Raw genomic sequence first — 17,812 nt, 5'->3', positions numbered from 1 at the left:
AATGGTGGATTTACCCCGATTTTTCTGTGGCATTTTTACAACCCTTCCAGATCTTGAAGAGCGTTAACCGGAATACCGTAAAACCGGCCTCAATCAGCCTTCATTCCGTCTCAATCCATCACAAAATAGTGAGGTACATTTTGGATGAGGATGGACCAATGCCTAAAAATCAACCGCAACCGCGACAAGATCAACTGATCAGCCAATATCGCGAAATCGGACCCGCCGTTCTGGTTGCCGCCCTGCTGAACAAGACAGATCGCAAGGGCAAAGCGCGCAACGACAATCATCGCCGCTCGATCCTGGCGATTAAAAGATTCGATTAAAAAAACGCACTAAAAGGCTGATGCCGATCAGCGCCATCACCACGCCGATGATGCAATCGAGCACGCGCCAGGCGGCAGGCCTGGCGAAGACGGGCTGTAATAGCCGCGCGCCATAGCCAAGCAAGAAAAACCACACGAATGATGCAGTTACCGCGCCTGCGGCATAGACAGCGCGGGCAAAACCCTCGAAGCGGGCTGACAGGCTGCCAAGCAATACCACCGTGTCGAGATAGACATGGGGATTAAGGAAAGTCAGCGCCAGACAGGTTGCAACCGCTGCTTTCAAGCTCACACTACCGTTCGATCTGACCTGCATGGCTTCCGGATGGAATGCGCGGCGAAAGGCCACCGACGCATACCAGAACAGAAAAGCCGCACCCGCCAGAGTGACGAAAGAAATGAGCCTGGGCGATTGCGCGATCAGCGTTCCAAGCCCCGCAACACCGGCCACTATGAGCAGGGCGTCGGACAGCGCGCAAATCAGACACAGAATAAAAACATGCTGGCGCAACAGCCCCTGACGCAGGATGAACGCATTTTGCGCGCCGATGGCGATGATAAGCGACGCGCCAAGAAGAAACCCGGAAAGAGCGGCTGAGTACACAGAAATTCCCCAAAAAATAAAAGCTGAAATCAGAACATGGAAAGCTGGCCGCCCGAATCCGCCTCCGGTTCCGACCTTTTCTTTCTTTTTGGCTGAGGCGCTTCCGCCGTCAAGCCTTCTTCCACGCGGGTCTGCAAATCCGGCGATGTATTGGCCACCTTGTTGACCTTGTCGGACACCGGAATGACCTCGAAGAAATCATCCTGAACGGGCCGCATGATATCGGCCACTTCCCTGGGCAGAAAGTTTTTGCAATCGAGCCAGCGGGCAAAATCTTCCGGCTGCACCACGACCGGCATGCGCTCGTGGATCGGGCGCAGCAGTGCATTGGCACTTGTTGTCAGCAGACCCGCCGTGTCAATCTGCGATCCGTCGGCGCTGCTCCATGTTTCAACCAATGCACCAAAAGCCACAATGCCGCCGTTGCGCGGCCTGATCCAATAGGGCTGCGATCTGTTCTTGCCCTCGCGCCGCCATTCATAAAAGCCGGAAGCAGGTATCAGTGCACGACGATGGTTGAGGGCCGCGCGGAATGAATTCTTTTCCGCGGCGGTTTCCGAGCGGATATTAAACATCAGAGGCCAGTCATTGGGGTTCTTCACCCATGACGGCACAAAACCCCAACGGACCAGCATTCCCGCCCTGTCAGGCCGGTTGCTTCCGGGCGGCGGCGTTTCACCCGCCAGAATGGAGAGTATCGGTTGGGTTGGCGCAATGTTGTAACGTGGAGGAAAATCCTCCGTAATCATTGCACCGAGCAAGGCTTCAACCTCTTCCCGGCTTGCAGTTAAAGAAAAACGTCCACACATGGCGCCTATGTTCAGGCTTTTCCCTCATGGGTCAAGCCACGGCTGTATTGCCAAATCCGCGCGGGGCCATCATAGCTGATGCATGACTACAGTTCCGCTTTTTCCCGTTCCGCCGCAAATTCACGGCGTCTCCCTGATCTGCCGCCGCGACCGGCGCTTCCTGCTCGTCCGCCGCGGCAAGGAGCCCTGGAAAGGCTGGCTTGCCTTTCCCGGCGGCAGCGTCGAGGCGGGAGAAACCGCACAGGAAGCGGCCCTTCGTGAGTTGAAGGAAGAAACAGCACTGGATGCCGGTTCGCTTGCCCATGTGATTACGGTCGATCTGGCGCTGGAAGGCCAGGCTTATGAAAAGAGCTATTATCTGTCCGTCTATCGTGCCTTCGATCTTTCAGGCCGTGAACAGGCAGGCGACGACGCGGTTTCCATTCACTGGCTGACGGTGGAAGAAATGGCCACGGCGAATGTGACCGAAAGCACGCTGGACGTGGCGCGTTCGGTGGCGGAACGTGAAGATGGGCTTATATATTAATCCTGTTGCGAAAGCTGCCTTGAAGCAGCCCCTATTTCACGCAACAAAGCCGGCGAGCGAGAGGGTTACACTTGAAAGGCAACTGGCTTTCACTGCTGACGGTTGGATTATGGCTGGGTGCGGCATCCCCGGCCCTATCCGCGCAGGATGCACCCTATGAGGGGAAGCTGCTGAGGGTCGCCGAAATCCTCGGTTCGCTGCATTATCTGCGCAATCTTTGCGGAGAAACCGGCAGCGAATGGCGCGACCGGATGGATGCGATCATTGCCGCCGAAAATCCGCCAGAGGCGGAAAGAATGCGGCTTATATCGAGTTTCAACTATGGATATCGTGTTTTCAGCGATAATTATGTGCGCTGCACGCCTTCTGCCCTTGCGGCGATTGACCGCTATACGAAGGAGGGAGAAAGCTTGTCGAACGAGATCATCTCGCGCTATGGCAATTAACCAATTCATAACTCTTATGCGGATTGACGTAAATTGCGCCATCCAAATCCGCAGTGATCTGTTAATACTGTCTTAAAAATGACAGTCAGGCTGCAAAGCATTTTCACTCCCGATGACGGTGAGAAACCCGCCCATGCAGTAGAAAGGCGCAAGCCAGGATGAAGCCTATGGAATATATGCCAGCCGATCTGGACGAAATGATTGCCCATGAAAAGAAGCTGGTCGCGATCGAATATCAGAACGAAGCCTGGGCTGATGGTATCTCCGAAGGTATCGAGCCTGAAATACTGGCCGAAGCTGCTTTCACCACTGCGCTGACCGAACTCATGCGTGAAGCAGGCGAGGATTGCGCGCTCGAGCTGATTGAAAAAATGCGCGAACAGATCATTGCCGGAACCCTGCTGCCGGAGCGTATCCTCCAATAGGATACGCTCCATTGAATTAACGACGCGGCAAAGCTTCCAGAAATTCGACCGGCTCGCCCTTGTTCGGATTGACGATCTCCGCTTCCCACATCACCTTGATGCCACGCACGAAAGTGCCGACCGGCCAGCCGGTGACACTCTTTCCATGGTAAGGCGTCCAGCCTGCTTTTGAGCCTGCCTGTTCGTGGGTGATGGTTTCGCGGCGCTTCATATCGACGATCGTCAGATCGGCATCATAGCCGACAGCAATGCGGCCTTTGCGTGCCATGCCGAAAATACGGTTGGGGCCGTGGCTGGAAAGATCGACGAAGCGTTCGAGCGACAGCTTTCCGGTATTTACATGGTCAAGCATGATCGGCACCAGCGTCTGCACACCCGTCATGCCGGATGGCGAAGCGGGATAGGACTTCTGCTTTTCTTCCAGCGTATGCGGCGCATGATCTGAACCCAAAACATCAACAATGCCCTGATCAATGCCTTTCCAGACGCCGTCGCGATGGCGCTTGTCGCGCACGGGCGGGTTCATCTGGATCAGATTGCCGAGCGTCGCGTAATCATCCGCCGAAAGCGTCAGATGATGCGGCGTGGCTTCGCAGGTCGCCACATCCTTGTGCGCGTGCAAGAAATCGATCTCTTCCGCAGTCGAAATATGCAGCACATGAATGCGCGCGCCGGTTTCGCGCGCAATGCGCACCAGACGCTGAGTGCATTGGAGTGCCGCCACCTCATCGCGCCATACCGGATGGCTGGACGGGTCGCCCTCAACGCGAAGGCCTTCACGCTCTTTCAGGCGGAATTCGTCTTCTGAATGGAATGCGGCGCGGCGGCGAGTATTTTCGAGAATGGAGCGAACGCCGTCGTCATCCTCAACCAGAAGATCGCCGGTCGATGAGCCCATGAAAACCTTGATGCCCGCTGCACCCGGCAGGCGTTCGAGTTCCGCCACATCTTTCGCGTTATCACGCGTTCCACCGACCCAGAATGCGAAATCGCAATGCATGCGATGACGACCGCGCCGGATCTTGTCTTCAAGCGTCTCGGCTGAAGTTGTCAGCGGCTTGGTGTTGGGCATTTCAAAGACAGCCGTCACGCCACCAAGGACAGCAGCAAGAGAACCCGTTTCGAGATCTTCCTTATGCTCCAGTCCCGGCTCGCGAAAATGAACCTGACTGTCGACCACGCCGGGAAGGACATGCAACCCCGTACAGTCGATGGCCTCACCCGCGGAATTTGTCCCAAGAGAGCCAATCGCCTCTATCCGTCCGTTACGAATACCGATGTCGCGCTGACCTGTGCCGTCGTGATTGACGATGGTTGCACCTTTCAGGATCGTATCGAACGTTTCAGCCATTGTTGTCTCCTGCTGACTTGATGGGACTTGCGAGCCTCTTCGATGGGGCTTACGTAACGATGGCGGCAAAGGCAAGGAAGAAGCAATGACGATGGTATCCGGAATGGTAAATCTTTCCAACAGAGCGCTGGTTCGTATCACGGGCGAAGAGGCAGAGAAATTTCTGCAAGCCGTGATCACCACCAACCTCGACAAGCTGGGGACGGACGAATTGAAGCCCGGCGCGCTTCTTTCGCCGCAAGGAAAAATCCTGTTCGACTTTCTCGTATCGCGCATCGAAAATGGCCTGCGCTTCGATATGCCGGCAAGCATTGCGAGTGATTTTATCAAGCGAATGATATTCTATCGCCTGCGCGCCAAAGCAGAAATTGCCCAATTGCCAGAATCGCTTGTGAGCGTTTGCTGGCAAAATGATTCTACTCCTTCAAACGATGATGTGATCAAGCGCGATTCACGCTTTCCGCAAGGGTTGAATGTGCTGCGCATCTATGGCCCCGCTGACGGTACGAATGATGAAAGTGCCTGGGTTCGGCTTCGCGCCGAACATGGCATTGCCGAAGGCGAAGCCGATTTTGCCTATGGCGATGCTTTCCCGCATGATGTGAATTTCGACCAGACCGGCGGCGTGACATTTCCGAAAGGCTGTTTCGTTGGGCAGGAAGTAGTCTCACGCATGCAGCATCGCGGCACGGCGCGTCGCCGCGTTCTGGTAGCAAGAACGGAAGCCTCCCTGCCCCCGATGGGCACGCCGGTCAAGGTAAGCGAGCGCGAAATCGGAACGCTCGGCAGTTCGGCGGGCGACCTCGGCCTGGCTCTTGTGCGCATCGACCGCGTAAAGGATGCAATTGATTCCGGCACGCCGATCATGGCCGATGACACGATCATCACGCTGACCCTGCCGCCACATGTGCGTTTCGGTTTGTCGGAACCGGAAACGGGGGATGCCTGATGGCAGCCGTGGACCGCTCATCGGGAAAAGAACGCGCATGGCAGCGTATGCTTTCAGGGCGTAGGCTGGATCTGCTCGACCCCTCACCGCTTGATATTGAGATCGAGGATATCGCGCATGGGCTTGCGCGCGTGGCGCGCTGGAACGGGCAGACGGTCGGTGAACATGCCTATTCGGTGGCACAGCACTCGCTGCTGGTCGGACAGATTTTCAATCGGCTCGTTCCCGACGCCAGCAAAGAATGGCAGATGCTGGCATTGCTCCACGATGCGCCCGAATATGTGATCGGCGATATGATTTCGCCCTTCAAAGCGGTGATGGGCGGCAATTACAAGCTGATCGAAGCACGACTGGAAAACGCCATTCACTTGCGCTTCTCGCTTCCCCCGATCATTCCCGCAGCCCTCAGAAAACAGATCAAACGCGCCGATCAGGTCGCGGCTTATTTTGAAGCCACACGGCTTGCGGGCTTCACAGAAAGCGAAGCCGTCAAATATTTTGGTCGTCCGCGCGGATTCGATCCCGAAGGGCTTTCGCTTACGCCGCGCCCAACGCAAGAAGTACAGGAAGAGTTTCTGACCTGCTTCTGCGAACTGGAAAAAGCGCGCAAAGGTTAGAGCGGGACCCGCCGCTCTAAATGTTTGTTTGTCGCATTGTCCTGATACAAAACCATTTCACACTTTTGCTGGAAATGCTCTCATCATGCCGCATATCGTCGTCAGTCCGCTCTCGCAACTGGCCGCCCAGATCGAACAGCACCGGCCCAGCCATATCGTAACACTCACCAGTGCCGGTATGCCTTCCCTACCCCTTGCCACCCATCGGCTCAGCCTGATCTTCAATGATATTATCGAGCCGCGCGACGGCTTGGTGCTGCCCAATCGAACCCATGTCGAACAATTGCTCGACTTCGCGGAAGACTGGGATCGCGCGCAGCCGCTCCTAATCCATTGCTATGCGGGCATATCGCGCTCTACGGCCAGCGCCTATATCGTGGCGCTGGCCTTAAACCCGTCTGGGGATGAGGTAGAATTTGCAAAAATGCTCCGCAGGCTTTCACCTTCCGCAACACCCAATATGCGGTTGATAGAATTGGCGGACGGGATACTTGAGCGCCAGGGCCGCATGATTGCGGCCATACAGGAAATCGGACGTGGAGCGGATGCCTTTGAAGGCGAGGTCTTCAGCTTGCCTGTTTAAGCCATGGTAATAGTGCGCGCCACTGCATTGAGAAATCCACTGCGTGCATCCGGTGGCGTCTGCGCGCGCGGCTCCCAGACATGGCGCGTGAAGAAGAAACCGGTCATAGTGAAAGCGCGGTCGAGATCGTCATAGCAGGAAGCACGCACGGCAGTGCTATTGACGAAAGCAGGCAGTGGCAGAAGCTTGTCGGCCCATGGCGCGCCTGCATCGGCGCAAACCGCGCGCCCTGACCTAGGGGAAACATAGATCAGATTCTCGCGTGTACCAGTGGCGGCGCATTCCTTGAGGTCAAGGCCGAAGCCCAGTTCTTCAAGCATCATCACTTCAAAGCGCAAGAGCAATTCGCCCGCCGCCAGCGGGTCGTCGAAATGTTCGAGGATGAGATGGAGGGTTTCATAGAGCGCTCTTTGCGGATCGCGTTCGGGCAGAAGCCGCAAATGCGATGCCGCAAGCTGGATACCGTAAAGCGCGACCGGCGTTTCTATCAGGCGCGCGGCGGCAAAGCCCAGCGGTTCGATAGTGAAACTGCCCAGATGTTCATCCAGACGCGCCCACCATGTCAAATCGACATGGTTTCCCGGCTGAAGCAGAGGCTGCATGCGGCGGGAACGCCCGCCGCGCGCCATACCCATATGACGGCCATGTTCGCGCGTCATCACCTCGACGATGGCGCTCGTTTCACCATGACGCCGTGTGCCGAGAATTATGCCTTCGTCACGCCATTCCATAGAATATTTCCAGCAAGCGGAAACCGGCTTGCGCCCAAACGCGACCGGCATCCAATGCCAAGCATTGCCGCTTATTTCGGGAAATCAAGTCCCATTTCGCGGTAGCGCTCGGGATCGTTACCCCAATTTTCGCGCACCTTCACGAACAAAAACAGATGCACATTCTGCTCCAGAATTTCGCCGATCTCCTTGCGTGCGGACTGCCCGATTGCCTTGATCGTCTCGCCCTTGTGGCCAAGAACGATCTTTTTCTGGCTTTCGCGCTCGACATATATCACTTGTTCGATACGCACCGAGCCATCCTTGCGCTCTTCCCATCGCTCGGTTTCAACGGTGGACGAATAAGGCAGTTCTTCATGCAGGCGCAAATAGAGCTTTTCGCGGGTGATTTCGGCGGCAAGCTGGCGCATCGGCATATCGGAAATCTGGTCTTCTGGATAATACCACGGACCCTCAGGCACGCTTTGCGCAAGATATTTCGCCAAATCCTTGCAGCCTGACCCGTTGAGCGCGGAAATCATGAACGTGCGGTCGAAAGTTGCTATTTCATTGCCCTTCTGGGCAAGTTCAAGCAATTTAGGCGGATCAACGCGGTCGACCTTGTTGAGCAACAATATTTTCGTCTGACGCACATTGGCCATGCTTTCGAGAAGCGCCTGGGCATTCTCGTTCAATCCGCCCTGCGCATCAAGGATCACCAGAATAATATCGGCATCCTTCGCTCCGCCCCAGGCTGTCGTGACCATAGCACGGTCGAGCCTGCGCTTGGGCCGGAAAATACCGGGTGTATCAACAAGCACGATCTGCGCATTGTCCTCGATGAAAATACCGCGCACCAATGCGCGCGTCGTCTGCACCTTATGCGTGACGATTGAAACCTTGGTGCCCACAAGCTGATTGACCAGCGTGGATTTTCCGGCATTCGGCGCTCCAATCAGCGCCACAAAGCCGGAACGGGTCGCCCCGGTTTCAGTTTCGCCATCTATCGGCGTCGTCGGATCGTTCATTGTCCATCCTTTGGGTGAGCGTTTCGCTTCGCGATTATGCAACGCTCTATTTGTTTTCTGAATAAGCCAGAAAGCGCCGTTCCGCATCAAGCGGAACCGTCTCGTTTCCATATGCCCTGCCGATAGAGCATTGCCTCCGCAGCACTTTGCTCGGCTATACGCTTGGACCGCCCCTCGCCTGTTTCGGGGTCGAACCCCTTTACGGTCACTTCCACGACAAATAGCGGATCGTGATCCGGCCCGCTGCGGCTTACAATAGCGTAAATCGGATGCACATTGTCCTGCTGATGCGCCCATTCCTGCAATTCCGTCTTCGCATCGCGCCGCGCTGCGCCCGTTTCAAGCGAGCGCTTTTGCCAATAGCGCATGACGAAAACACGGGCAGCCTCAAGCCCGCCTTCGATATAAATGGTTGCAATCAGAGCTTCCACCACATCGGCCCGCACATTCAGGAGACGCTTGTCATTGAGCGATTTTATGTCCGAACCGGTATGGATGAGATCGGCAAGCCCGATTTCATCGGCAACAGCCGCACAGGTTTCGGCATTGACCAACGCATTCAGGCGCACAGACAATTCGCCTTCAGGCGCATCGGGGAATGCGTTGAAAAGCATCTCGGCGACGGCGAGGCCCAAGACACGATCACCCAGAAACTCCAGCCGCTCGTAATTGGCGCGCGAAGGTGTCTGAACGCTCGAATGGGTAAGCGCACGTTCCAGCCGTTTTAGATCGAGAAAACGGTAGCCTGTGCGCTCTTCCAGAGCAATTGCGGCCTTCTGCGCGGAAACCATATCAGTTTCCGGTAACTGCGGTATGCGGCTCGCCGCTGACCCATGATAAAAGGCGGCTGAAGCGAACATCGGTGGGCCATTTCCAGATTTCCAGCGGGCTTGCCTTGTCCGCAATGGAGAAGAAAATAATATTCGAGCGACCGACCAGATTTTCAAACGGCACATAGCCGACGCCAAAACGGCTATCGAGCGAGTTGTCGCGGTTGTCGCCCATCATGAAATAATGACCGGCAGGAACTTCAAAAACGCGCGTATCGTCGCCGATGGAATTGGGCGCAAGATCCAGCGTATCATAGGTCACGCCATTGGGAAGCGTTTCGCGATAGACCTCGACGGGCCGATTAACCTCTGTAACATCAGGATTGTCGATGGTCCCGACCCGCTCGCGCTTGACCGGCTGATCGTTGATATAGAGCATGCCGCCGCGCATCTGCACACGGTCGCCCGGCAGGCCGATCACACGCTTGATGTAATCGATCGATGTGTCGCTGGGCAGTTTGAACACCACCACATCGCCGCGCTTGGGTTCGGCGCTCCAGATCCGGCCTGAGAACAGATCAAGGCCGAAAGGCAGCGAATAACGTGAATAGCCATAGGCATATTTGGACACGAACAGATAGTCGCCTTCCAGCAGCGTCGGGCGCATCGAGCCGGACGGAATGCTGAAGGGCTGGAAAAGAAGGCTGCGAATAATCAGCGCCAGCAGCAGCGCTTGCACGATAACGCTGACGGTTTCGCCAAGGCCGCCGGATTTTTTGCTTTCACTTTTGCTGGACACGTTCATTGTATCTCCGCTTGCCGTTGTGCGATCTAATAACGGCTAAGATTGCCCGAAGCAATCTGATTGCAATCATTCGCTCGCATTGAGGGCTTCGATAATCACGAAAGCCTGTGCGAGAGGAAAATCATCGGTAATTGTCAGATGTATGGCAGCACGCATGCCTTCCGGCAGAAGTTTTTTCAACTGCTCCGCCGCCCCGCCGCTAAGCTTCATGGTCGGCTTGCCCGATGGCAGGTTCACGACGCCCATGTCACGCCAGAAAACGCCGTGCGAAATGCCGGTCCCAAGCGCCTTGGCACAAGCTTCCTTGGCCGCGAAACGCTTGGCATAGGATGCGGCGCGCTGCTTGCGCCCTTCGGACTTTGCCTGCTCAATCGGGGTAAAAACGCGCTGCCGAAAACGATCGCCGTGTTTTTCCAACGTCTTTTCAACACGCCGTATATCAATCAGATCGCTGCCAATGCCAATTATCATGTGTTTCGCAGTTCCTGCCTGCGATGCCGGTAATGTTTGATCGCGAGACGTTCAAGCCTGCGACGGCGGAATGCAGATACGGCAAGCCGCGTCACGAAATAAACCAGCACGGCGAAAACCGCGCCGAGAATCGTCGATCCGAACAGCATCGGCTTGAGGAGCGGCGCCCAGATTTCATCGAAACGCATGGTTTCCAGCGCACGTCCTAGATGCAAGGGCGGCGCGTCGCCGAGCGACCCTCCGATGACTAGTCGGCCAAGCTCATAGGTACTGCCCCAGATGAAGGGAAGCGTCAGCGGATTGGCAAGTGTGGTGCCAAGGGCGGCAGCGGCGATATTACCTGCCAGAAAGTAGGCCAACACGATTGCGATAATCAGATGGAAACCGAAAAACGGCGTGAAAGCCGAGAAAACGCCGACAGCAAGTCCCGCCGCTACCGCATGGGGCGAGGCAGCGATGCGCAGCACTCTCTTGCCGCCATATTTCAATGAACGGGAGAAAGACCGGCGTGGCCATACGAGCAGCCTGAGGCGCTCTTTTCTGGTCAGCGGATTTCGACGGCGAAACAACATAAACTTCTCATACTGGTCCCTGCGTGCGGAAACAATTGTTATTATTGCATTGGAGTGTTTCCACTTTCCCTGTAGGAGCAATGAGGATAAGCATTATTCGCAATTTTTCCATTGCGCGCGACATCAATGCGCAACGAGCGGTCCCCGGAGAAAGCAATGAGCATGAGCGCTGCCGAGCAGCCTTCGAACAGCGGTGCGAACAATACGGTTCTCACCATTATCCTGGCCACGAGCATGGGCCATTTTCTCAACGACATGATGCAGTCGTTGCTGCCAGCTATCTACCCGATGCTCAAAGAGAATTACAACCTGACTTTCTGGCAGATCGGGCTTCTCACCTTCACCTTCCAGATGACAGCTTCGATCCTACAGCCCCTGGTAGGCATTTATACTGATCGCAGGCCACTGCCCTATTCGCTGACCTTTGGTATGGGCAGCACGCTGATTGGTCTTATTCTGCTGGCGACGGCACATCATTATACGTTCCTCCTGCTGGGCGCTGCCTGCATCGGTTTCGGATCGTCCGTGTTTCACCCGGAAGCTGCGCGGGTGGCGCGCCTCGCCTCAGGCGGACGGCATGGTTTCGCGCAATCGCTGTTTCAGGTGGGCGGCAATTTCGGCTCATCGGTGGGGCCGCTTCTCGCCGCTTTCATCGTGCTGCCCTTCGGCCAGGTCAGCGTATCATGGTTTTCACTCGCGGCCCTGATGGGCATGTTCCTGCTCTGGCGTGTGGGCAACTGGTATAACAGCTATCGCCTCGCCAATGCGAATCGGCCCCGGCCAGACAGGACATTACCGCTGCCGCGCAACAAGGTGATCGCTTCCATTTCCGTGCTAGCCATGCTCATTTTCAGCAAATATGTCTATATGGCTAGCCTGACGAGCTATTATACATTCTATACGATCAGCCATTTCGGCGTCACCGTGCAGGCCTCGCAACTGCTGCTTTTCCTGTTTCTGGGCGCGGTTGCGGCGGGAACCATCATCGGCGGTCCTATCGGCGACAAGATCGGCACACGCAAAGTCATCTGGGTGTCGATCCTCGGCATTCTTCCCTTCACGCTGGCGCTTCCTTACGCAAATCTGGAAGTGACAGCGGTTCTCACCATCATCATCGGCTTTGTACTCGCCTCCGCCTTTCCGGCAATCATCGTATTCGCGCAGGAGTTGCTGCCCGGACGCATCGGCATGGTCTCGGGATTGTTCTTCGGGCTGGCCTTCGGCATAGCCGGGATTGCAGCTGCGGTGCTCGGTATCGTCGCCGACCACACCAGCATCGAATTCGTCTACCAGATCTGTTCCTACCTGCCGCTGCTCGGGTTGCTGACCATATTCCTGCCCAAGCTCGAAAAGCTTCACAAAGCCTGAAAAAAGTGGAGCACCGCTCATCCCCCAATGAACGGTGCTCCGGGTTGCCACCGACCTTTCGACGGCCCGGTGCAGTGGCAATATTTTAATAGAGCGCAGCACGCTCTATTTCTTTGTCTTGTCGCAAGCTCACACGGCGAAGCTGAAGCTTTGCATGTTCTCCCTGCGGAATTCATCAAATGCAGCAGCCACGAGACGGATAAGCGGCTTGCCATCCTCCGTGGCGCTGATAACGCCATCACGCACCTCGACCAGCCCGTCCGTCACCAGCGGGCGCAGTAGAGCCAGTTCGTCGGCGAATTCCATATCCGGCGCGATATCATTGAGATCGACCCGGAAATTGCACATGAGCGCGGTTATGATCCCCGCGCGAACCCTGTCGCTCTCTCGCATGGAATAGCCGCGAACAGTCGCCATCTCCCCCGTATCCACGCGGCGGCTATATTGGCCGACATCGGAAATATTCTGCGCATAGCCGCCCGGATACTGCGAGATTGACGATGGGCCAAAACCGATCAGCGTCTGGCAGCCATCAGTCGTATAACCCTGAAAATTGCGATGCAGCGTCCCGTTCGCGGCGGCTATGGCCAGCTCATCGTGGGGTAGTGCAAAATGATCAATCCCCACTGGTTGATAACCGAAACGCGTAAAATTTTCCGCGACAGTCCCCGCCTGCGCGAAGCGCGCTTCCGCGTCCGGCAACATGCTGGCATCGATCAGTCGCTGATTGGCGCGGCGCTGCGGCAGATGCGCATAGCCGAAGCAAGCCACCCGGTCGGGTTTGAGCGACGCAACCCGCTCGCATGTTTCACGCAGCGTTTCGACGCTCTGGTGCGGCAGGCCGTAGATCAGGTCAAAGTTCAGCCTATCTATACCGGCCTCGCGCAAGAAAGAAGTTGCTCGAATAACGATTTCTATTGGCTGAATGCGGCCAATGGCCTTCTGCACATCGGCATCGATATCCTGAACGCCAAGGCTTGCGCGATTGACTCCCATGAGCGCCAACGTCCGTGCCAGAACCGATGTGACCGTGCGCGGGTCAAGTTCGATGGCATGTTCCATTTCAGGATGAAAGTCGAATGCCAGACGCAACGCGGCAAGAATGCGATGAAACTGGAGAGCCGTTAGAATGGAGGGCGTGCCGCCGCCCCAATGCAGATGCATGATCTGCGGTCTGACGGTCAGATTGCTACTTACTGTTTCGATCTCGCTGAGAAGCGCGGTAACGAAATTCTCCACCACGTCCTCGCGGACCGCCATCTTGGTATGACAGCCGCAATAGTGGCAGATCTGCTTACAATACGGCACATGAATATAAAGCGAGACGGCTTCTTCGGGACCGATCCGGCGCAGCCAGCAGCGCGTCGTGTCGGAAGTGACGGATACAAAATCCGCCGCCGTCGGAAACGAAGTATAGCGCGGCACGGTCAGCGCCGCATAACGCCTTATCGCAGCTTCATGCATGGCACGTCCACCCCGCATTCAGACGATGTTCGATTGCCTGCCACGACGACACCTATCCACCTCATTGAAGTAGGCCAGCAATTCCGCTTCAGGAATTATGCAGCGGGCCAGGTCAATTTCCACGGTCAGGTTTAGGCGGCGCCAAAGGGAATTGCATTGATTTAAATCAACGCAATTAAAACTTGCAATCCGGCAGTTTAATAATGGGGGTCAGGCCGCATCGGGGTCCATGCCAGCAACGACTGTCAGCGAGCGGCGCGAAAGGATTTCGACCGTATTGGCATCCAGCAACTGAATGAGGCCCTGTGTCTTGAGCTTGGTGAAGCTGCGGCTCACCGTTTCGATGGTCAGACCGAGATAATCGGCGATATCGGTGCGGTTCATCAACAGATGCACCAGATCGGCCTTGCCGCCATGTTGTTCTGTGCGCGCGGCCAGAACCAGTAGAAAGCTTGCGAGCTTTTCCACCGGCGCAAGACGGCCCAGTACAAGCTGATTGTCGCGCGCGGTACGCAGTGCATCGCGGGTCATCTGATACAGCCGCTCTTTAAGCCGGGGGAAGCTTTCCATCAATTCGTCCATTTCCCTGGCCGAAAAAGCACAAAGAGCGGAAGGCACCACCGCTTCGGCGGATTGCGAATAGACATCATCATCGGCAAGGCCGAGATAATCGCCCGGAACCAGAAAGCCTGCTATCTGGCGGCGTCCGTCGGGCAGCAGTGTATATATCCGCAACATGCCTGAAGTGAGACTGAAGACGCGGCGCTTCGGCTCGCCCTCCTCCACCAGCAATTCGTTGGCATCAAGTTGCTTGGAACTCATGATGGCTTCGAGCGCGCCAAGATCCCGGTCATCGAGCGCAGCGCAGACCGCCATCTGGCGGACATCGCACTCGGCACACACCCCGCAGGGTGCGCGATAAGCCGATTTGGGATCGAAGACGAGAGGCACAACAGCCACGATGATTTCCTAGCGACAGGGATATGAGCAAGCATTTGGTCTGCTCCCTAAATTAGGGATGCAGGACCAATACTCCAAGAGCAATTTCGCCGCAGGATTGGAATTATCCAGTATGACTGCCTGAAAATCGGGTCAGATATTGCGGCTGCCCGGTTTGACGGCCGGAATTGCGGCCAGTTCCGGCGGCAGATTATCGGACGTGTAGGCTGGCACTTCATATTCAGCAAGCGAGATGAGCCTCGTGCCGACATCGGCTTTGCCTGCGGAGCGGTCGACGATGCAGGCGGCCGCGACGACTTCAATGCCGAGCTTTGTCATGCAATCGATAGTTTCGCGAATGGACAGCCCGGTCGTGACGATATCTTCCACGATGACGACCCGCGCGCCTTCCGGCATATCGAAGCGACGCAGGCGGAATATACCGTTCTCGCGCTCCACCCAGACCGACGGAACGCCCAAATGGCGCGAGGTTTCGTAGGATGGGATGAGGCCGCCAATCGCAGGCCCGACGACATAATCGATCTGGCCCAGACCCGCCACCCGGATTTTTTCCGCCAGCGCCTTGCACAGTTTCTCGGTCTTGTCGGCGTGCATGAAAACGCGTGCCTTTTGCAAAAAGATGGGACTACGCAGGCCGGAGGTGAGAATAAAATGACCTTCAAGGATCGCTCCCGCTTCGCGGAAGACGGCAAGCACGTCTTCGGTGTTCATTCTGGTCCTATCCGTTTACGCGCTTTGCGCCACTGACGCCCGCGCTTTCTTTGAGTTGGGAAATGATGCGATTGAGGTGTTTAAGATCCCACACTTCAACGTCAATAATCATTTCGGTAAAATCGGGTGCAGTACGCACCATGGAGAGATTGTGAATATTGGCATCGTTGGATGCAACGATCTGCGTGATCTCGGCCAACGACCCCGGCGAATTGATCGCGGAGACGCTGATGCGAGCCGGAAAACGCTCATGCATCCCTTCGTCGATGTCCCAGCGTACGTCGATCCAGCGCTCGGGCTGGTCATCATAGGCGGTAAGAGCTGGCGACTGGATCGGGTAGATGGTGATACCTGCGCCGGGCTGCAAAATACCCACGATGCGGTCGCCCGGAACGGCCCCTTCGGGCGCGAAACGTACCGGGAGATCGGAATTGGTGCCGCGAATCGGTAGCGCCTTGCGGCTCGGCTTTTCGCCGTTTTCTGGCGGCATCTTCGTGTCTTCTGAACCTTCTGGCACCTTGAAGATCATCCCAGCCGCATTCTGGATGTTGAACCAACCCTTTTCGCCGGTTTTCGCCGGATTGTTCTGCGAAGTAACGCGGGTATCCTGATAATCAGGATAGACCGCCTTCACCACATCAGAGGATGGCAGTTCCCCGCGTCCCACCGACGCCAGCACGTCCTCCACATCCTTGCGTGCCAGACGCGGCAGGCCAGGCTTGAGAATATCTTTGCTGAACGGCTTTCCGGCGCGCTCGAAGGCACGCTCCAGAATGCGCATGCCAAGCCCGGAATATTGCTTGCGCACCGCCGAACGGGTCGCACGACGGATGGCGGCGCGCGCCTTGCCTGTTGCCACGAGCGATTCCCATGCCGCAGGCGGTACCTGCGCCTTGGAGCGGATGATGTCCACTTCATCGCCGTTCTTGAGTTCAGTCATCAGTGGCATGATGCGGCCATTAACCTTCGCGCCGACGCAGCTATCGCCAATGTCGGTATGCACCGCATAGGCGAAGTCGATCGGGGTCGCGCCGCGCGGCAGCGCAATAAGACGCCCCTTGGGCGTGAAGCAGAAGACTTGATCCTGAAACAGTTCGAGCTTGGTATGCTCCAGAAACTCCTCCGGGTTGTCGCCCTCCGAAAGCTGCTCAATGGTCTGGCGCAACCATGCATATGCATTGGTTTCGGTGGAAATCTTGTGCGGATTGCTGGCGCTGCCGCGATCCTTGTAGATCGAATGGGCGGCCACGCCGAATTCCGCAATCTCGTCCATCTCGCGAGTACGTATTTGCAATTCGACGCGTTGGCGCGACGGTCCGATGATGGTGGTATGGATCGAACGATAGTCATTCTGCTTGGGCGTCGAAATATAATCCTTGAAACGGCCCGGAACCATCGACCAGGTGGTATGGATCAGTCCCATCGCGCGATAGCAATCCTGCACCGTGTCGACCATGACGCGGAAGCCAAAAATATCGGAGAGCTGCTCAAAGGACAGCCCCTTGGTTTCCATCTTGCGAAACACGGACCAGGGCTTTTTCTGGCGGCTTTTGACGCTGGCCTTGATGCCGTTCTTTTCGAATATCTCGGAAAGGTCCTCTTCAATTTTCTGAAGAAGGCCACGGTTTTTTTCAAGAAGTTCTGCAAGACGGTCGGTAACGGCGCGCCAAGCATCGGGATTGATGTAGCGGAAAGCCAGATCCTCAAGCTCTTCGCGCGTGTCCTGCATGCCCATGCGCCCTGCCAGCGGCGCATAGATATCCATGGTTTCTTCTGCGATACGCAAGCGCTTGTCCTCGCGCATCACACCGAGCGTACGCATATTATGAAGCCTGTCCGCAAGCTTCACCAAGAGTACCCGTACATCTTCTGAAATGGCAAGCAGCAGCTTGCGCAGGTTTTCCGCCTGCACTGCCTTTTTGGAAACCAGATCGAGCTTCTTGAGCTTGGTCAATCCCTCGACAAGCTTACCGATCTCAGGCCCGAAAAGCTGGTCGATCTCCTGCCGTGTGGCGGTCGTATCTTCAATGGTGTCATGCAGCAGAGCGATTGCAATCGTTGCTTCATCAAGATGCATATCCGTGAGGATAGCGGCCACTTCAAGCGGATGGGAGAAATACGGATCGCCGGAAGCACGCTTCTGGCTGCCATGCTTCTGCATGGCATAGACATATGCCTTATTGAGAAGCGCCTCGTTCACGTCAGGCTTGTATCGCTGGACACGCTCCACAAGCTCATATTGGCGCATCATCTACCGAAACTCCCTAAAGCCGCATACAGACATAATCGCTATTTTGACCAGAAAACGCTAAAAAAT

General features: G+C 56.1%; 21 protein-coding genes. 8 read left to right on the top strand and 13 right to left on the bottom strand.

The genetic code is table 11. The annotated features are described in order from the left end of the window. The first annotated feature begins 158 nt into the window (after window positions 1-158). The gene (locus KUG47_RS04240; protein ID WP_217676674.1) at window positions 159-326 is read left to right on the top strand and encodes a hydrolase; all 168 of its coding nucleotides are present in this window, start codon (window positions 159-161) and stop codon (window positions 324-326) included. Here the strand turns inward: KUG47_RS04240 and KUG47_RS04235 are convergent. Together KUG47_RS04235 and KUG47_RS04230 are read right to left on the bottom strand one after the other, a co-directional pair. Further along, window positions 310-930 (bottom strand): LysE/ArgO family amino acid transporter, encoded by a 621-nt coding sequence (locus KUG47_RS04235; protein WP_217676673.1) that lies wholly within the window; start codon window positions 928-930, stop codon window positions 310-312. The genes KUG47_RS04240 and KUG47_RS04235 overlap by 17 nt on opposite strands. Window positions 931-959: 29 nt before the next feature. Next, window positions 960-1,739 carry an SOS response-associated peptidase gene (locus KUG47_RS04230; protein ID WP_217676672.1) on the bottom strand — a complete coding sequence of 260 codons (780 nt, stop codon included), beginning with the start codon at window positions 1,737-1,739 and terminating at the stop codon, window positions 960-962. 82 nt (window positions 1,740-1,821) lie between these two features. Between KUG47_RS04230 and KUG47_RS04225 the strand changes: the two genes are divergently transcribed. From KUG47_RS04225 to KUG47_RS04215, 3 genes are all read left to right on the top strand, one after another. Continuing rightward, window positions 1,822-2,265 carry an NUDIX hydrolase gene (locus KUG47_RS04225; RefSeq protein WP_217676671.1) on the top strand — a complete coding sequence of 148 codons (444 nt, stop codon included), beginning with the start codon at window positions 1,822-1,824 and terminating at the stop codon, window positions 2,263-2,265. Window positions 2,266-2,336: 71 nt separating this feature from the next. After that, on the top strand, window positions 2,337-2,711 hold the full coding sequence (locus tag KUG47_RS04220; protein ID WP_422718050.1) for a TIGR02301 family protein: 375 nt from the start codon (window positions 2,337-2,339) through the stop codon (window positions 2,709-2,711). Window positions 2,712-2,878: 167 nt separating this feature from the next. Then, window positions 2,879-3,136, top strand: coding sequence for a hypothetical protein (locus tag KUG47_RS04215; RefSeq protein ID WP_217676670.1), 258 nt, complete (start codon window positions 2,879-2,881; stop codon window positions 3,134-3,136). A gap of 16 nt (window positions 3,137-3,152) precedes the next feature. Here the strand turns inward: KUG47_RS04215 and KUG47_RS04210 are convergent, their stop codons facing one another. Further along, window positions 3,153-4,487, bottom strand: a complete 1,335-nt coding sequence (locus KUG47_RS04210; protein WP_217676669.1) for a dihydroorotase — start codon at window positions 4,485-4,487, stop codon at window positions 3,153-3,155. An 85-nt stretch (window positions 4,488-4,572) separates the two neighbouring features. On the opposite strand from KUG47_RS04210, the gene ygfZ reads away from it, so the two are divergent. The 3 genes from ygfZ to KUG47_RS04195 all read left to right on the top strand — a co-directional run bounded on the left by ygfZ (window position 4,573) and on the right by KUG47_RS04195 (window position 6,636). Then, window positions 4,573-5,436 (top strand): CAF17-like 4Fe-4S cluster assembly/insertion protein YgfZ, encoded by an 864-nt coding sequence (gene ygfZ, locus KUG47_RS04205; RefSeq protein ID WP_217676668.1) that lies wholly within the window; start codon window positions 4,573-4,575, stop codon window positions 5,434-5,436. Continuing rightward, complete coding sequence (locus KUG47_RS04200) at window positions 5,436-6,053, top strand: YfbR-like 5'-deoxynucleotidase (protein WP_217676667.1); 618 nt, start codon at window positions 5,436-5,438, stop codon at window positions 6,051-6,053. The genes ygfZ and KUG47_RS04200 overlap by 1 nt, the downstream gene beginning before the upstream one ends. 85 nt (window positions 6,054-6,138) lie before the next feature. Further along, complete coding sequence (locus KUG47_RS04195) at window positions 6,139-6,636, top strand: tyrosine phosphatase family protein (protein WP_217676666.1); 498 nt, start codon at window positions 6,139-6,141, stop codon at window positions 6,634-6,636. On the opposite strand, the gene recO is transcribed toward KUG47_RS04195, so the two are convergent. From recO to bspA, 6 genes are all read right to left on the bottom strand, one after another. After that, window positions 6,633-7,367, bottom strand: coding sequence for a DNA repair protein RecO (recO, locus tag KUG47_RS04190; RefSeq protein WP_217676665.1), 735 nt, complete (start codon window positions 7,365-7,367; stop codon window positions 6,633-6,635). The two genes, KUG47_RS04195 and recO, sit on opposite strands and share 4 nt — an antisense overlap. Before the next feature lie 71 nt (window positions 7,368-7,438). Then, complete coding sequence (gene era / locus KUG47_RS04185) at window positions 7,439-8,374, bottom strand: GTPase Era (RefSeq protein WP_217676664.1); 936 nt, start codon at window positions 8,372-8,374, stop codon at window positions 7,439-7,441. An 86-nt stretch (window positions 8,375-8,460) separates the two neighbouring features. After that, window positions 8,461-9,165, bottom strand: a complete 705-nt coding sequence (gene rnc, locus KUG47_RS04180; RefSeq protein ID WP_217676663.1) for a ribonuclease III — start codon at window positions 9,163-9,165, stop codon at window positions 8,461-8,463. Between the two features lies 1 nt (window position 9,166). Then, entirely contained in the window at window positions 9,167-9,949 is a 783-nt protein-coding gene (gene lepB, locus KUG47_RS04175) for a signal peptidase I (protein WP_217676662.1), read from the bottom strand. A gap of 66 nt (window positions 9,950-10,015) precedes the next feature. Beyond that, window positions 10,016-10,420: a holo-ACP synthase gene (gene acpS, locus KUG47_RS04170; RefSeq protein ID WP_217676661.1), complete on the bottom strand. Its 405-nt coding sequence runs from the start codon at window positions 10,418-10,420 to the stop codon at window positions 10,016-10,018. Further along, the gene (bspA, locus tag KUG47_RS04165) at window positions 10,417-10,992 is read right to left on the bottom strand and encodes a type IV secretion system effector BspA (RefSeq protein WP_217676660.1); all 576 of its coding nucleotides are present in this window, start codon (window positions 10,990-10,992) and stop codon (window positions 10,417-10,419) included. Before bspA ends, acpS begins: the two co-directional genes overlap by 4 nt. Window positions 10,993-11,148: 156 nt before the next feature. On the opposite strand from bspA, the gene KUG47_RS04160 reads away from it, so the two are divergent. After that, a complete protein-coding gene (locus KUG47_RS04160) occupies window positions 11,149-12,360 on the top strand; it encodes an MFS transporter (RefSeq protein WP_217676659.1) in 1,212 nt (403 codons plus the stop codon). A gap of 129 nt (window positions 12,361-12,489) precedes the next feature. Here KUG47_RS04160 and hemN read toward each other — a convergent pair whose 3' ends face one another. From hemN to KUG47_RS04140, 4 genes are all read right to left on the bottom strand, one after another. Next, window positions 12,490-13,824 (bottom strand): oxygen-independent coproporphyrinogen III oxidase, encoded by a 1,335-nt coding sequence (gene hemN / locus KUG47_RS04155; RefSeq protein WP_217676658.1) that lies wholly within the window; start codon window positions 13,822-13,824, stop codon window positions 12,490-12,492. 210 nt (window positions 13,825-14,034) lie between these two features. Then, a complete protein-coding gene (locus tag KUG47_RS04150) occupies window positions 14,035-14,784 on the bottom strand; it encodes a cyclic nucleotide-binding domain-containing protein (RefSeq protein ID WP_422718049.1) in 750 nt (249 codons plus the stop codon). Window positions 14,785-14,916: 132 nt separating this feature from the next. Further along, complete coding sequence (gene pyrE / locus KUG47_RS04145) at window positions 14,917-15,495, bottom strand: orotate phosphoribosyltransferase (RefSeq protein ID WP_217676657.1); 579 nt, start codon at window positions 15,493-15,495, stop codon at window positions 14,917-14,919. A gap of 7 nt (window positions 15,496-15,502) precedes the next feature. Continuing rightward, window positions 15,503-17,746 (bottom strand): RelA/SpoT family protein, encoded by a 2,244-nt coding sequence (locus tag KUG47_RS04140; RefSeq protein WP_217676656.1) that lies wholly within the window; start codon window positions 17,744-17,746, stop codon window positions 15,503-15,505. Between the last annotated feature and the right edge of the window lie 66 nt (window positions 17,747-17,812).

This window comes from Falsochrobactrum tianjinense (assembly GCF_019100495.1).
In the GTDB taxonomy this organism is placed as follows: domain Bacteria; phylum Pseudomonadota; class Alphaproteobacteria; order Rhizobiales; family Rhizobiaceae; genus Brucella; species Brucella tianjinense.
The sequence above is the reverse complement of the archived record's forward strand: the minus strand, read 5'-3'. Positions and strand labels throughout refer to the sequence as shown.